The sequence below is a fragment of the Paenibacillus sp. Marseille-Q9583 genome, from assembly GCF_976954365.1.
Genome location: NZ_CDRJTB010000012.1, coordinates 56,775 through 73,074, shown reverse-complemented (window position 1 = coordinate 73,074; position 16,300 = coordinate 56,775). Strand labels below are relative to the sequence as shown.

General features: G+C 43.4%; 8 protein-coding genes. 2 read left to right on the top strand and 6 right to left on the bottom strand.

What is annotated here, in order from left to right; translation table 11 throughout:
* Nucleotides 1-12 precede the first annotated feature (12 nt).
* Entirely contained in the window at nt 13-6,270 is a 6,258-nt protein-coding gene (locus ACWNM1_RS08410) for an S-layer homology domain-containing protein (RefSeq protein WP_449600636.1), read from the bottom strand.
* Between the two features lie 413 nt (nt 6,271-6,683).
* Between ACWNM1_RS08410 and ACWNM1_RS08405 the strand changes: the two genes are divergently transcribed.
* Nucleotides 6,684-7,694: a LacI family DNA-binding transcriptional regulator gene (locus ACWNM1_RS08405; RefSeq protein WP_449600635.1), complete on the top strand. Its 1,011-nt coding sequence runs from the start codon at nt 6,684-6,686 to the stop codon at nt 7,692-7,694.
* Between the two features lie 155 nt (nt 7,695-7,849).
* On the opposite strand, the gene ACWNM1_RS08400 is transcribed toward ACWNM1_RS08405, so the two are convergent.
* From ACWNM1_RS08400 to ACWNM1_RS08385, 4 genes are all read right to left on the bottom strand, one after another.
* Nucleotides 7,850-10,780 carry an insulinase family protein gene (locus tag ACWNM1_RS08400; RefSeq protein WP_449600634.1) on the bottom strand — a complete coding sequence of 977 codons (2,931 nt, stop codon included), beginning with the start codon at nt 10,778-10,780 and terminating at the stop codon, nt 7,850-7,852.
* Nucleotides 10,781-10,931: 151 nt separating this feature from the next.
* Nucleotides 10,932-11,405: a hypothetical protein gene (locus ACWNM1_RS08395; RefSeq protein ID WP_042190722.1), complete on the bottom strand. Its 474-nt coding sequence runs from the start codon at nt 11,403-11,405 to the stop codon at nt 10,932-10,934.
* On the bottom strand, nt 11,402-12,664 hold the full coding sequence (locus tag ACWNM1_RS08390; RefSeq protein ID WP_449600633.1) for a DNA polymerase IV: 1,263 nt from the start codon (nt 12,662-12,664) through the stop codon (nt 11,402-11,404). The genes ACWNM1_RS08395 and ACWNM1_RS08390 overlap by 4 nt, the downstream gene beginning before the upstream one ends.
* On the bottom strand, nt 12,657-12,854 hold the full coding sequence (locus ACWNM1_RS08385) for a hypothetical protein (protein ID WP_042190727.1): 198 nt from the start codon (nt 12,852-12,854) through the stop codon (nt 12,657-12,659). Before ACWNM1_RS08385 ends, ACWNM1_RS08390 begins: the two co-directional genes overlap by 8 nt.
* 320 nt (nt 12,855-13,174) lie before the next feature.
* On the opposite strand from ACWNM1_RS08385, the gene ACWNM1_RS08380 reads away from it, so the two are divergent.
* Nucleotides 13,175-14,053 (top strand): helix-turn-helix transcriptional regulator, encoded by an 879-nt coding sequence (locus ACWNM1_RS08380; RefSeq protein ID WP_042190729.1) that lies wholly within the window; start codon nt 13,175-13,177, stop codon nt 14,051-14,053.
* Between the two features lie 44 nt (nt 14,054-14,097).
* Here the strand turns inward: ACWNM1_RS08380 and ACWNM1_RS08375 are convergent, their stop codons facing one another.
* Nucleotides 14,098-16,281, bottom strand: coding sequence for an alpha-galactosidase (locus tag ACWNM1_RS08375; RefSeq protein ID WP_449600632.1), 2,184 nt, complete (start codon nt 16,279-16,281; stop codon nt 14,098-14,100).
* Nucleotides 16,282-16,300: the final 19 nt, after the last annotated feature.

The following is a 16,300-nucleotide window of genomic DNA, read 5'->3' as shown; positions in this document are numbered from 1 at the left end:
ATGATAATTTACTTATTGGTTAAATAACTTATAGATCATAACTGCTGCCTGCGCACGTGTTGTTTGGGCGCGAGGTGCAAAACTGCCATCCGTAAATCCAGTTAATATTTCTGCTTTCTGCATAGCACCGATTGATGCCTTGGCGTATTCAGAGATGAGATTTACATCGGTAAAATTCACTTCCCCACCTTCAAAAGGAGTTCCCCTCATTTGGGCCGCTCTATACGTCATCACTGAAATATCTTGTCTTGAAATCGGATCATGGATGCCAAAACTTCCATCTGATTTTCCTTCCACAATTCCGAGCGCTTGTGCGGAGCCAATATAGTCCGTATACCATGCGTATGCCTTAACATCTGTGAAGCTGCTAGAGGTATGCTCTACCTTAAGATTCAAGGCAAGCATTAGCATCTTCACGAACTCTGCACGCGTCACCGAAACATCAGGATTAAATGTAGAATCATCTGTCCCCTTCACAATTTCTCTCGCTGCCAAGGCCTCGATACTTGTTCTTGCCCAATCCAGCTTATCGATATCTCGGAAGATTGATCTAGCATAAGCCGCAGCATAATAGCTGAAATGATTCGTTTCAAACACGATTTCCTTTGCATTTGCATCATATCTGCTGTGTCGAATCACTTCAACATTTCCATCATCATTAATGTGGTAGGCAACCACAGTCTCCGGCTTCTCATCTTTTTTAAGCGTGTATGGCAAAGCCAGTGTTATTCCGTGCTTCGCTTTAAAGATCTTGATCGTTATTCCATCTACCTTCAACGTAAAGTCTAGTAATGGATTCGAACCAAACTTCTTCTGCATAGCTCCAGAAAGCTCAGAAAGATCTGCTAGTCGTACGGTCAGTTGAATTTCTTTGCCCTGATCGCCGGTAAGCTCCAATAGCTGCTCTTTGGATAGTTTCACTGAAGCAAGACCCATATTCAGTGTGAGTTTTTTCAATTCACCTATTGCAATAGAACCTGTAATCTCTTTAACTGGAAGCTTAACGGTTACCGTATTGAAAGGAAGTTGCGAAATTACCTGAATGGTTAAGTTTCCATCCAAGACTGTTTTTACAGCCTTTTGGAAATCAGCCTCAGTTACTGTCACTACACCAATATTCGGCTGTAACGCAATTTCAATCAGTCCCGTCTTAATGGTTAAATTAGACGTTTGTGAACCCTTGTTATTGTTATTGGTATTGTCATTCACAACTGGCGGTGCTGTAATCACGGAAGCTGCAAAAGCCTCCATTTCCTTCTTCAGTTCCGTCAGCGCTTGATCTACTTGCATTTGAGAGATTAGAATGTTGTTCGCAATTGCATGTGCTAATTGGATCGCCTTATTTAATCTATCTACCGCAGCTTGTGAATATTGCCCTGGCACAGTCCCAACTACAGCCGCCGCTACTTTAGCTTGAGCAACATCTATTAGCGAGATTAATGGCGATTTATCTACTGGCACTTTGTTAATCTGCACCTGATATAAAGGTCCGTCTGACAGCTTCATTTCGCTTCCATCTAGATTGCTCACCGTAACATTCACTGGAGTTATAGAACTTGTAGTATTCTCAGCAACAGACTCCGTCTGGAAATGTATGTTCAGCAAGTCACCTGTCTCCCTAGGAATAAAAGATGGGTCTGTACTCATTAGCTGAACCTTCACAATTCCAGATTCATCCGTTTGTGTATCAACGGTTACTCCATCGATCAAGGAATCCACTTGAACAAATTTCAAATGCGTTGGGTCATAATTGAAAGTAACTTCTTTCAGATATACACTCTCTGTAACACCTACCAGCTTGAACGTTAAATCTAAAGGCTGACCGCCTGTAACCTCTGCTGGTCCGGTCAGAATACCTAAAGGTACTTTAGCAGCCTGTACTGTTAAGCTAAACAGGGCCACCTGCTCTGCAAACTCTGCCTTAATCTCTGCGCTACCTACTGAGATTGCACTTATTAATCCCTTCTTAGATATAGTTGCTACTTCTGATTTACTACTAGTAAACTTTGCTTCAGCGGTAACATCTACAGTTGTGTTATCGCTATAGTTAGCTATCAGCTTCATTTGTTGATCTGCTTCACCCAAATACATCGTAGACGGCCCAGTGATAGATAATGAGGTCAACGTCTTGTCGGTAGAGGGTTCTGCTGGAATTCCGTCTGTGGCATATTGTGCAAAAAACACATCGTCAAAATAATATACGCCTGGGTTCCATTCACCAAGTGAAATGCTTGTGATCTTCGAGAAATCGAGTCCATTGTTCACTATTTTTCTCAGGTTTATTGACACCTTTGTCCATGCGCCGCCTATTCCTGCGCTCTCTGTCCAGCCGTCTGCGATGACACCATTCGCATCTTGCAAGACAACATTGACGGTGTTCCCCTTCTTACTCATATCCTTTACATAAAAGCTAAGGTAATCATAACCCGTTGAATCAAAGACGCTTCCTTCTTGAGGTAACAGGGTTACGTTACGATCTGACCGACCTGGATATCCACCTTCACCCGTGATTTCCATCCGTACACTCGATACCCCATTTGAATATTGTGGATGTTCCTTCTCGATAGTTGCTGTAGTATTGCTACCAACGATCACAACTGCTTCAGCGTTATCCTCTAAGTTCTGATACCATTTCGTATTTCCGATTGGATTAAGAACTGGCAATGGGTCATTCTCATAGGTCGTCAGATATAAATCATCCACATAATAAACACCGGATTGACCGACTTCAAGTTGAATCTCTTTGACAAAAAGGTTGTTGATTCCTTTAACAGCAGAACCAAGCGGCAGGGTTAGTCTCGACCAGCCACCTTTAACGGCTGTTTCGCGAGCTATACCGCTCCAGGATTTCCCGTTCGTGTCTACCAGCGTTACTCCCACCGTAGGCACATTACCTTGATCTGCTTTCACATACAAATTCAAATAATTAGCATACGTCAAGTCTTTGGAGATCATCCCATCTGCAGGGGCTACTGCCAGATAAGCAGAATCTGTTACCGTCCATTGAACAGATTTCGTTCCATTCGCATTCGCGGAGTCTTTCGAGACCACCGCTTTGCCATTAGGCCCTACGGAATAGAAATTCCCCGATTCAAAGTTCTGATAGAATTCACTTAGACCTACAGGTAAGGGTTCTACAGTAGATTTTTTGGTATATCGACCATAACGTTCTGATAAAATATCCGTTAGTTTCTTCTTGTCCTTCCGGTTCATATGCATCAGACCCATGGATTGAATATGTCCTCCATCATCGTCCACATTGGAGTACCAGTTGAAGGCCGTCCACCAAGCTGCTCCACTGAATATACCGTCCGGATTCGGTGTGCCGTCCTCATTTACCGTTGCTTTGCTAGCGAAGGCATTAAAGGTTGAATTAAAGAATTGTACTTGTTTATCACCTTGAGCACCATCTGGGCCGGACCAATAACCATACTCTGTAGCAAGAATCGGCTTATCCGGATACATCGCATGCAGATCTTCTATGGATTGTCTCGTTTCCATATCTGCATTTTCCCCATAGAAAATCCCGTAATACATCGTCATTCCAACGACATCCGCAACCGTATGGGTGTTATCGTCTTGCCCCATGTATTTGTTGGATACAGCCGATTGCGCTACTAAGCGGGTGCCATCAATTTCGTACGCAGTATCGTACAAATCTTGGATATAGTTAATTCGCGTTAAATTGCCCCCTGATTCATTTGTCGTTCCATCGAACCAAACCGAAGGTCTGTTGTAGTTGCTGTAAATCATTTCACTGAACATTTGCTTAGCCATGCCAGTTTGGCGTGTACCGTTAAATCCATCATCAGAGAACCAGAAAGCAGGGATTTCCTGCCATACGGCTAGACCTAGACGATCCGTATACATATACGAATTGATATGATTCGGAAGATGACCCGTCCGTACAAAATTTGCGTTAAATTGATTCTTGATGATAGAGAAATCCTTATAGATTTCATCATGTGTTAAGGAAGGGCCTTTATCAAAGCTGTCTTCGCTTCTACCCATACCTACTAGGAACGGAGCAGGCTTGCCATTGAGCATAATAGTTGCACCTTCGGTACTCAATGTGCGAATCCCAAATTGCGTATAGTAGGATTCAGACGTTCCGTCAGCCAACTTCTTTGTTACTTTTAATACATAAAGATTAGGTTCTGCCGGACTCCATAATTTCGGATTAGGTACCTGCAGGTTCAAATGGTCCAACGCGGCCGAATTAGCGTTCACTTTGACTGACTGTACTTTCGAAGCTACAGCAGCTCCACTAATTAGATCCTCGGAGAAATCACTGGATTGATTCGAATTCGTTAACTTGGCTTCAAACACCTGATAAGTTAGGTCTACATTAGCGTCTGATACTATTCGTTTATTGTTGAGAATCGTTGAGATATTCAGATCACCTTGCTCATTAAGCGGCTTAATATCACTTCTCACCACATAAACATCATCAGAGGCTTCCAGATAAATATCGCGCAACACACCGGTATAGTTAAACCAGTCTGACTTCACATAAGGCAGTATTTCACCTTTACTGAAGAAATCCCATTTCGGATTGTCCACACGTACGGCAATAACATTATCCTCACCGTATTTTAATAACGAACTGACATCGAGTCCAAAAGGGGTATACCCGCCAGCATGACCACCCGCATATACTCCATTCACCCACACGTCCGCAAAATAGTTTACGCCCAAAAAGGATAACTTCACATTTTGCCCAGTCCAAGATGCATCGGGTTCACAATGTTTACGGTACCAGACTGCGCCTTGATAATCTTCAAAAGAGTCATTTTCAGTTACTTCCTTATCGGCTCCCGGCTTCACTCGATCATTTTCAGGCAGAGGCAACGTTTTGTTAGACCAAGCCGAGTCGTCGTATTGAGCGGCGAATCGATTCCCACTTTCAGCTTCAATAGCGGAGATACCAGCGGCATCCCTTGGCGCAGCCGATAATGTTGAATTCACGGTTACCCGCTGCTTATTCCACTCGCCATTCAAAGACAGATAATCACGATCCTTCTGCTTTTCAAATGAAGCAAGAGGGACTCCATTCTGATAAGGGATTATATCCCCTCCCACGGCCTTGTAGACTAGAGTAGTAAAACCAAAACCTGGAACTTCAGCGGCATCACTAGATGCAAAATACAGTTCATCATAATAGTAGGTTCCTTTTTGTGTAGAGCCTAATTGAATACCATTAATCTGTTTAACATTGAATTTGGATTTATCAAGATTCACCACCACACGCGTCCATTGATCATTCTGCGTGAGTGTATCTATAGCCGGATTCCAACTCTTACCTCCTACATCTTTGATGGTTACGCTCACCGGATTACCTCCGACAGCATCGTAGACATAAAAGATCAGGTATTCATAGTTTGTAGCATCAAACTGTTTCCCGAAATTATTCGAATCGGCAGCATCTAAAGACGCACCTAACAACTGTGGCGTAATGGTAACATGATTCACAGATTGAGCCTCGCTGTCTTCTGCAATCGTTACTTTGAGGCTGTTCTTTCCGTATTCATTGGAAGATAACGTATCTACAGTGGCAGTAACTCCTGAGGCTTCCACGAACCCTTTTTTGTGCTCAAAGTTCTGGTACCACTCTACCTTTACCTCTGGTTTCTTACTAATAAAACCCGGCAAGATGTCCTCCTTATTCTTTGCAAAATACATATCGTCAATATATAACGTATGCTTGTCCCATTGGCCGATAGTAACTTTCGCCACCTTACTTAAATCCAATTTACTATTTGGATCAAAGGAACTAAAGGGAACAACAATTTTCGTCCACTCTCCACTGACGGATTTATCGTCTGTCCAGAGATTTGTTGTCCGACCACTTGAATCCGTTATTGTGAGCTCCATATTACCGCTTTTCCCAACATCCTTTATGTAATAAATCAAATATTTATAAGCACTTACATCCATAAAGGCCCCGTTTACAGGAGTAATATCAACATAGTTCTGCGTATTGTTCGGCCAGTCTCCTCCCGTTGTGGATACCATTTTCATGCTCGTGGTCCCATTCTGGTTCGCAATGTGATCTCTATTTTTCTCATCGGTCAAAGTCGCTTTCGGACTAGAAAAACCGTTGCCCAGTTCGAAATTTTGGTATAGCAGGGTATTTGACGAAAGAGCTGTAATATCCGCTGTGTTCGCTTCTTGTGGAATAACAGCAGCTTCTGCAGGATTTGAACAATAAACAAAATTCCCGGCTAATATTATAACAATCAAAAAGAGCAGCATACTTCGTTTGATCACGTTATATCCTCCACATTCAATTTTGTAAACGATTGCAACATTCGATTTTAAGAGTCATCTATGGGTAACTCCATCACCACCTTTTGTACGGATTTATAAGTATGCTAGATTATTAAAAATCGATCAGTAGAAATAATCAGCATAGTCTTTGGAAAGAAATTGCTATAACAATAAAAATTCTAGCTCCATATTTCATGAAATCGATTTCACAAAACCGAAACTTATGACATTAGTCATTCCAGAATGATACATGATCCATTCGTTAATCTCACCGTATACTGCTCTTTTAAACAATTCTTATAACGCTCTTAACATCATTAGTAATTTAAAGATAATCTTGAAATCGTTTTCACGATAAATTATAATCAAATTATAAATTGATTGTCAAATCATAATTCAGAGAGTTGAATCGAATGGATATTAAAATAAGTGATGTAGCGGCAAAAGCAGGTGTCTCCCCTGCTACAGTCTCCCGAGTCTTGAACGGCATAGTTCACGTAAATCCTGACACAAAGGAAAAAGTACTTCAAGCGATCGATGAATTACACTACCACCCTAATGCAGCCGCCAAAAATTTGCGCAGTCAAAAAACCTCAACGATTGGCATCATTGTTCCGGATATTAATTCGGCCTATTTTGCTCAAATTGTTAAAGGAATTGAGAACATGGCTTATGCCCGCAAGTATAAAGTGATTATTTGTGATGCTGAGAATTCAAAGGAAAAGGAACTGGAATATCTAACCTTTTTAACAGATCGAACGGTTGATGGCATGATCTTAAATACCACCCAACTTAGTGAAAAGGAAGTTATTGAATTTGCTGAGAAGGGCTATAACATCGGGGTCATTGGCAAGCATATTGAGCATGATTTAGTTCCCTGCATCTATACAGACAATGTGAAAATTTCTAAAACCGTTATAAGCCATTTGGTACAAAATGGCCATAAAGATATTGTGTACTTAAATGGATATCCAGATTCCACAGACAGCTATGAACGTCTAGATGGATATCTAAAAGGATTAAGCGAACACCAAATCCCCTTCCGGCCAGAGCTTATTGAAAATGGTAATTTCAATGAAGACAGCGGTTATGAGGCTATGATGCACATATTATCTAAGGAGATTTCTTTCACAGCTGTGTATGCAGCCAATGATGAGATGGCTTTAGGTGTTTATAAAGCCTGCCGCGAAAAGAATCTTCGGATTCCTCAAGATATAGCCATCGTTGGTGTCGATAATAACCGAATTAGTAAATACCTAACGCCCACTCTGAGCTCAGTAAATCAGCCCATATATACCATGGGCGCTCTTCTAGTTGAGAAGTTTATTGATCAGATGAAGCAAAATGAATTTCAGGGCAATAGAGTCTATAAATTGGATTCCGAGCTCATTATTCGTGAGTCTTCGGATTATGTTAGAAAGTAGATAATAAGAGCGAAAGTCTACAAAAGACCTTCGCTCTTATTCGTTATTCTTATCCTTTTACTGATCCTGCAACATAAGAATACCTCCAAAGATAGCCTCATGTCTAACGATATAACTCCATGCTTTTGAAGGTGTTCAGTAATTCATACAACTTGTTACTTCACAAGTTCCTCTAAACTTCCGAATAATGCGCTTTTCGATTTCAGCTTAGATGCGTTGCCGACCACCGTGAAAAAATTCTGTTCCGTTACAGTCTTAAGTAAATCGGTGTACTGTCTGATATCTTCCGGTGTTGTCGACAAGATTTCATCCCGCTCTTGCTGCAGTTCGGCCTCCGTCACCTGTTCAAAATAATGTCGGTCTGCCCGCCGTCCCTGTGCGCTGGGACTAAGAGGCTGATCCAGCATAGATAAGGTACCAATGATCGCTTTGGTCATCTCATCGGGATCTGCTTCATACCTCTCAACAAATCGATAAGCCTGATCATAAACCTCCAGCGTCTCCTGCAAATTCGGATCACGGTAGGAGGTGAACATCATTATCCCGTCTCTGCGCAGAACCAGGTTCCCGCCATACGCACCGCCCTTCACACGTACGGCATTCCACAGATAGGTAAGGCTCATGATTTTCTTGAGTACCTGCATTTTGCCTGAATATGTGAATCCTAACTTAGTGAAATCGTATCCCTTGACTACATATTGCACCTGACTGGAAGACATGAATCCTTCATTGTCCGCATGTCCCTGCGCTGTAATCTTAGGCATACGCACCACTGGCCGATCCTTGATATTCAGCTTCGCAACATTATTAGCGAATTCTTCATACAAATCAGGCGTACCAGTCACGCTGATGACCAAATTGTTTTTATTGAACAAATCCCCACAGATGCCCTTCAGTGTGTCTGCCACCTGAGCTCCCTGCTGATCGAACGTCTCGGCAAGCTCGCGGATAAAGCGATAATAAGTAACGCCGCCCTGTTGTTCCTGATACGCTCCCATGTCCGAGAAATAGGACATCAGACGGCTGGCCGCAATCTCATTCCCTCTTTGATTCAGAATCGATTCCATCTGCGAGGCTTCCCGGCGGACGATTTCCTGCAGCTTGGTCAGATTGTCGAGCGCACTTGTATAGAGTATCTCTCGCAGCAGGTCCAGTGATTCACCAATATGCCCCGCCATCACCTTCACCAGCGCAGAGAATTTAGGCTGATAACTCGCCCCCGTAGCTTTTACAGCGCCATAGAGCTCATTCCTGAAATATATGCCCCCGGTTTTGATCCCGATTTCACTGGTGAGCTCTTTAATAGCGTAAGAGGCAGTCTCCATTTGGCCCAATACCTCTGCCAATAGCACCAAATAAGGAATTCGTTCAGGAGCTATAACACCCGTATCCCAATAAAGCTTGCAGTAGGCAATCTTATGGGCAGCTACCTCATGGTGGATCACTTTTATTCCCTCATGGATTTGTTCATGGGTCGGCACCTGAGGTTCTACACTGCGGTTAATATCCTGTAAAGACAAGCTCGGTAGCTTCTGTAAATCTTCGGCTGCATCCGCACGGCTCTGCCGCGCCAGAAGATGCTGTGTACTCTGAACAAGCTGCTCCAACTGATCGGGTTGCAGTGACGCTTTGTATTCACTCAATTGATGCTGAGTGGATGCTTCCTTTTCCGCTGCGATCGTCTTGGACGGGTTCAGTACCACCACACTGCAATGATCACTGTTCAGCAAATAGTCCTCAATCAGCTTCTCAAAATAACGATCCGCAAGCTTTTCTCGAATGGCCGTGAGCACCTCTTCATAGCGCATGTGAGTAGTTGGCTGACCGTCATAGAGCCAGGACTTCATCACTTCGATATTGTAAGTAAGACCCTTCGGATACTGGTTAAAGTCCGCTTCCCGGAGTTCAAATTCCTTGCTGTTGACCGCTGCCAGCACCAGCTTCTCATCTAGTCCGTCCTCTACCAAACGCTTTAATGTAGTCTTCACCAGCTCCACGAAGGCATCTTTGGAGGAGGCATTGGAATGGGTTAGCGTAATACCAAGCAGCGGTTGAACCATACTGTCGGAAAAAAAAGCAAACGCGTCTTTGCCCAATCCGCTTTCGAGCAAAGCTTGCTTGAGCGGAGCTGCGTTGCTGTCCATCAGCATGCTTTTTAAAATATCAGAAGCAAGGTTCAGTTCCCGATCTGTAGAAGTTCCAATCACATAATTTAGACTCAAATAAGTCTTATCAGTGGCTGCTTCTGCTTCCAGAATCGGATAATCCGCTACCAACTCCGTCATTCCAATGGGCTGTTGTAGGGCAATGGAAGTATCGAAGCTATTTCGTTCATAAGACCCAAGATATTCCTGGTCTATAAATTGCAGCTTCTCTTCAATATTAACGTCTCCGTAGAGATAAAAATAACTGTTGGACGGATGATAATAATTGCTGTGCGCTTTGAGAAACTGCTCATAGGTTAGCGCAGGAATTTCCTGTGGATCTCCACCTGAAGAATGACGGTAAATCGTGTCCGGATACAATGACTTTTTGATTCTATCCATCAATACCGTAGTCGGTGAGGAATATGAACCCTTCATCTCGTTATAAACCACGCCTTTATAGATTAACGCATCTTCGGGATGCTGAAGCTCGTAATGCCAGCCCTCTTGCTCAAAAATTTCTTGTTGCTTATAAATATTCGGTTGAAAAACACTATCCAGATAAACCTCCACCAAATTAGAGAAGTCCTGATCGTTCCGGCTCGCTACTGGATACATCGTCTTATCCCCAAACGTAAATGCGTTCAGGAACGTCTGCATCGAGCCTTTCAGTAATTCTACAAAAGGTTCCTTGACCGGATATTTCTCTGAACCACATAATACGGAATGCTCCAAAATATGAAAGACCCCCGTACTATCTTCAGGCGGGGTCCTGAAGCTTACACTAAATACCTTGTTGTCATCCTGATTCTGCACGAACAGCAGCCTGGCGCCGCTCTTCAGATGTTCCAGCGTAAATACGTTGGATTCGTTCTCCGGGATAAATTCCTCATTAACAACCTGAAATCCATAATAAGTGTTCCCTGTGATCAAACGGCTCATAGATTTCCCTCCTCTGTTTAGGGATATGATAACTCTACATGAGCTTATCATATCCCTGGGCGATTATTCCATCAGTAGAAGGTCTCCGGGATTAATTTCTGGTTCACATAAAACAAGACCACGCCAGTATAATTACTGACAAAGCCTTGTTTTATTTCAAATGATCTTTTAATATTGCTCCGAGTTCAGCTGTGTATTTAGTCAACCTTAAGCTTATCTCTGTACGCATCACATCTCGAGTTAATCCAAAGCGTTCCTGATATCCTCGGCAAAAGATTTTGTAATACACCAAGAATTCCTCCTGTTCATCTGCCAGCACCCTGATATTCCGCTGTTTCAGCTCTTTTTGCAGCCGATAAGTATCCTGCATGATACGGCGTTGAATGGCTTGACCAGCCATCAAATAGGCACGTTTAAGAATGTTGCTGGAGGGCTCGATCTCTTTCAGGCTCTTGCTAACCATAGTATCTATATAAGGAAGCAAAATGAGGTCTCGAACCATCGTACGTTCCTCCATAGTTATCATTTTATCTGGGTTCTCACGCTGCTGTTCCTCGTACTGCTCAACATGCTCGGTCATGATCATTTTCGTTTTCCAGCGTTCATTACCCTCAAGTTTACTCATTTATAGTGACCTCCAATCTGTTCAGCTCTTTCTAGGGCAACACCGGATTCAAGCATAGATGAAGCTCTGATTAGAGCTTTACTGCCATAACGAGCTTTTATTTGATCGATTGCACGTTCTTTGTTGTAAGCCCGAGCCCTGTCATCAAAGAGTGTAAGTTGGATGACGCTATCATCTGATAGGTTAGTCAAGGAAATCGCTAATCGACCTATGGGAAGGCCCGACCAGTTGTCTGCAAATAATTTTTGCGCAGCAGCAGCTACTTCGTGTGTTAGTGATGTGGGTTCGGGCAATGTCATCTGACGCTCGTAAGCATTTGAACGCTCTCCGTCCGTCTCTAAAACTGAAATAGATACTACCGATCCCATATACCCATACCGCCGGGCTCGCTGGCATACTTCAATGACGAGCTCAAGCAGCACAACCTCAATATCCGTATGCCTGGTGTATAAATTCCAGCGCAAAGCCTTACCATGTCCCACTGATTTGATTTGATGACGCATTCCTGTGACCACTGGACTAGGATCTAGCCCGCGTGCAGTTTGCCAATAATATTCCGCTTGAATATCACTTTGCTTACCCATGGTAGTTCGCATTCGTCGCTTAAATTCTGACAGTTCCATTCGCGCAATATCTCCAATTGTGGATATACCCATACGCCAAAAATTCTTGGTCATTCTAGCCGCTACCATAAACATATCCTGCACGGGAAGTTTCCAAAGGGTCGTCTCTAATTGGTCAAAAGAAAGTTCATATATTCCATCCTTCATCTTTTTGGCGTAGTTATCTGTCGCCATCTTTGCCATAACCTTAGTAGATCCAATACCTACCCGTGTCCAGACTCCGGTCGAAAGTAACACATGGTGCTGAATTTTATGAATCATATCCTGCAGCGATCCTCCGAAATACGCAAGAGATCCTGTGACATCCAGAAACTGCTCATCGATACTGTAGGGTTCTACCAGATCGGTATATGTTCGGTAAATCTCTGATATCAAGAGTGATACTTTAATGTAAGTCCCCATGCGTGGTCTTATTACGATTAGCTCCGGGCATTTCGCTAAAGCTTCACCTACACGCGAAGCCGTTGTTACCCCCTTTGCTTTTGCAAGCGGGCAGGCCGCCAACACAATACCGTTCATTCTTGTTGGATCCCCCACTGCAACAGGTTTATCTCGATATTCAGGGTGGGCAGCTTTCTCCACGGAGGCGTAAAATGCCTGGCAATCAGACAGTAGAATGACGCGATTCTTAGGCATGACGTTGTTCCTGCACGGGTTGCCATGAAAGAATATTTGCTGCCAAGAACATGCGAGGCGTTCCTGTAGTCAGACAGCTAGCTCGTATGCGTCCGTCACGGATACTGTGTATTTCAATTTTCCGCTGGCTGATATTTCTCGCCTTATCCTGATATATAATTTCAATTATTTGGCCGATGCTGATTTGCATGCGATCGCCTCCATAAAAATAAGAACACTTGTTTGTATTATATGCGTAATCGGGAATTTTAAGCAACAAAAAAGGTGAGGTAATTTCCCCCACCACACCGGATCTGATTTTTTTTAAAGCTGAGAATAATCTAATCCAGACGTACGAGATCACAGTTCATTAGAGTGCATTCATGTGCTATAAAAAAAGAGCATCCAGACCTGCGTATTCAACAGAGTTTGAACAGAGAACGAAAAAAGCTTACACTTTGATAGAGTAAACAACAGTAGTAAATTATTGATCTGTTCTCAAAAGCTTTTTTCTAGAAAGGAAAGTTGCTAATGTTCCGTTCCTCCTACACCTTTCGCTCGGAAGAAGAAGCTTCCATGCTTCTGTTTGATTCTATAGGTTGGGAACAACTCGATTCACCTGCCTACTCCTTCAACGGCCAGAACCGGACGGAGAGAAGTTGTGTTATTTTTCAGTACACATTATCGGGAGAGGGTAGAATTGAAATCGATGGGGTTGTTCATCGGTTAACGAAGGGCAAAGCTTTTCTAGTGACTGTCCCCAGCATACACAGGTACTATTATCCGGAAGAAGGCACCGAGCCTTGGGAAGTTTTATGGCTCAATCTACGGGGGCCTTTAGCGATTTCACTTTGGAACCAACTCGCTGCTCATTGCGGTCCAATTGTAGAACTCCCCCAAGAATCGGTTTCGATAGATTTATTGTGGAGTACATTCAAGGACATTCAGGTTCATGAAGAAAGAGATTTGCATCTTTTAACAGGAAAAGTCTTTCAGTGGATCTTGTCCATGGAGAAATACCTCAAGAAACCAAATTTGTTAACCACCTATATAAAAAATGACAAGCTTCACGCCGCTATTCAATTCATGAAAGATGATCTGCATAATAATAATCTAAGCTTAGACGATGTTGCCGCCCATGTTGGTGTTTCCAAACATCATCTTTGCAGATTGTTTCAAAAAAACATCAATCTTTCACCCTTTGAGTATTTAAAAAGACGGCGGATCGAGTTGGCAGCTTCCAAACTCAAAACAACAGATTTGAGTATCAACCAGATTGCGACGGAGAGCGGATTTGATAATGCCAGCTACTTCGGAAAGGTTTTCCGGTCCTATTTTGGGGTCAATCCTTCGACTTACCGCGAACAGGATCTAGCGTTCCAAACCAAACATGTATTTTTCGAAAATTAATCCATATAAAAAAGGAGCAAGCCAGTGGCTTACTCCTTTTCTTATTAAACCTCTTTGAGTACAACTAGTAAGCTTTTGAAATCGCCCTCAAGCTGTGGAAGGGAGAGTCCGAAGTGCATCAGCTCATCCCCTCTGTACACTTCACCGTTGAGCTCAAGTTTGTAGTTCTTAGCTGGGTCGAGTCCTTTCAACCGCAATCTGCGGATAGGTGCATTAGGCTCGGCCAGCACTCTGAAGTACGTGGCGAAGGCTTCTTTTTTATCATCCGAAACAAACATCCATGCCGTCTGATTCCCCTCAAATGGACTAAGCAGTCGATAGAAATCACCGAACTGAATCAGCATTCTAAGTTCCTTGTACTCTAAGACCTGTTTCCGGATATCCTCACGCTCATCATCAGTAAGCTTGGTCATATCTAGTTCGTAGCCGAAGTTACCAGACATCGCAACATGACCGCGTGTTTCGAGTGGTGTGATACGGTGCACCTGATGGTTAGGAACAGCCGATACGTGAGCACACATAGAGCTTGCAGGATACACCATGCTTGTTCCATATTGGATCTTCAATCTTTCAATAGCGTCCGAATCATCACTGGTCCAGGTCTGTGGCATATAGTACAGCATTCCCGGATCATATCGTCCGCCGCCGCCGGAGCAGCTCTCGAACAGAATATGAGGGAAACGGGTGACGATACGTTCCAGCACATCATAAAGTCCTAGAATATAACGGTGAGCCGTTTCACGTTGACGTTCTGCAGGAAGAAGAGCAGACCCAATCTCCGTCATATTCCGGTTCATATCCCATTTCACATAAGTAATTGGAGCCGATGACAGTACGGAGCTAACCGATTCCACAATATAATCACATACATCCTTACGGGATAAATCCAGAACAAGCTGCTGGCGAGCTAGCGTTCTTTTGTGACCTGGCACATGAAGACACCAATCTGGATGTTCTCGATAAAGATCACTTTCTGGCGATACCATTTCCGGTTCGAACCATAATCCGAATTCCATGCCCATTGCCGTAATATCTTCTCCAAGTTTTCCAAGACCTTCAGGAAGCTTGCGGCGATCCTCTACCCAATCTCCGAGGGAGCTATCATCATTGTCTCGTTTCCCAAACCAGCCGTCATCTAAGACAAACAGTTCAAGTCCGAGATCTTTGCCTGCTTGAGCGATTTCTTTGATTTTATCTGCATTAAAATTAAAATAGGTAGCTTCCCAGTTGTTGATGAGAATAGGGCGCTTACGATCACGAAATTCGCCTCTGCATAACCGGGTCCGATACAGACGGTGGTAGGTTCTTGATAATCCACCAAGCCCTTGACTGGATCTTACCAGCACAGCTTCAGGGGCCTGGAAGGATTCGCCAGGTTCAAGCAGCCATTGAAAATTAAACGGTTGAATGCCGATCCCCACTCTGGAAATGCCGTATGGATCCACTTCTGCTTGCGCAAGAAAGCTTCCGCTGTACACAAGGCTGAACCCGTATACTTCACCGTGGTCCTCTGTTGCATCTTTTGCAAGCAAAGCCATAAAAGGATTCTGCGTGGAGCTACTCGCACCGCGCTTACTGTCAATTCGGTGGATACCAGGTACAAGCGGTCTTTTATAGATATGGCGTTCTCTCGTCCAAGTACCGGATAATTGCAGCATGTCATAATCGGAATCATGGAAGTCAACATTTGCGCTTAACACACGCTTCAGCACCACATTGTCCTTACCTTGATTCTCAATCCGTACAGAACGTGTGATCACATCCTGATTATTAAACACTGTGTAGCTTAATACAGCAATCAGTCCACTTTTGTCATCCTGAAGAAAAAGCTCCAGTGTCTCTGCTTCTTCTTCACTTTCAACATAAGTGGAAGGCAGTCCCTTTAACTCAGGTTTTCCTTTATTGATCTTATAGCTCTTATAAAGGAAATCCGTAACGGTCGTACCGTCTACCAAATGAACCTCAAGCGCTGGTTCCCGGAAATCACCATTCCCATAAGACGGAAATTCACTTGGAATAGTGTCGAGGGAAATCCTCTTGTCCTCCATCGTATAGGTCGGGCTAAAGGAGCAACGTTCCACCAAATTCAGCGGCTGCACTATTCCTTCTAATTTAGGACCCCAATAGATATGCGCTGGAAGCTCACCTCTAACGACTTCAATAACGTAGCTGGATTGCTCAGACTGTAAATGAAACACCTTGCGGCTGTCATCATAATAAATACTCATAATATCCTCCTACTCTTCT

Excerpts from the sequence above, each read along its gene's own strand:
- ACWNM1_RS08405 (WP_449600635.1), top strand. The coding sequence starts at position 6,684 with ATGGATATTAAAATAAGTGATGTAGCGGCAAAAGCAGGTGTCTCCCCT.
- ACWNM1_RS08400 (WP_449600634.1), bottom strand. The coding sequence starts at position 10,780 with ATGAGCCGTTTGATCACAGGGAACACTTATTATGGATTTCAGGTTGTT.
- ACWNM1_RS08395 (WP_042190722.1), bottom strand. The coding sequence starts at position 11,405 with ATGAGTAAACTTGAGGGTAATGAACGCTGGAAAACGAAAATGATCATG.
- ACWNM1_RS08390 (WP_449600633.1), bottom strand. The coding sequence starts at position 12,664 with ATGCCTAAGAATCGCGTCATTCTACTGTCTGATTGCCAGGCATTTTAC.
- ACWNM1_RS08385 (WP_042190727.1), bottom strand. The coding sequence starts at position 12,854 with ATGCAAATCAGCATCGGCCAAATAATTGAAATTATATATCAGGATAAG.
- ACWNM1_RS08380 (WP_042190729.1), top strand. The coding sequence starts at position 13,175 with ATGTTCCGTTCCTCCTACACCTTTCGCTCGGAAGAAGAAGCTTCCATG.
- ACWNM1_RS08375 (WP_449600632.1), bottom strand. The coding sequence starts at position 16,281 with ATGAGTATTTATTATGATGACAGCCGCAAGGTGTTTCATTTACAGTCT.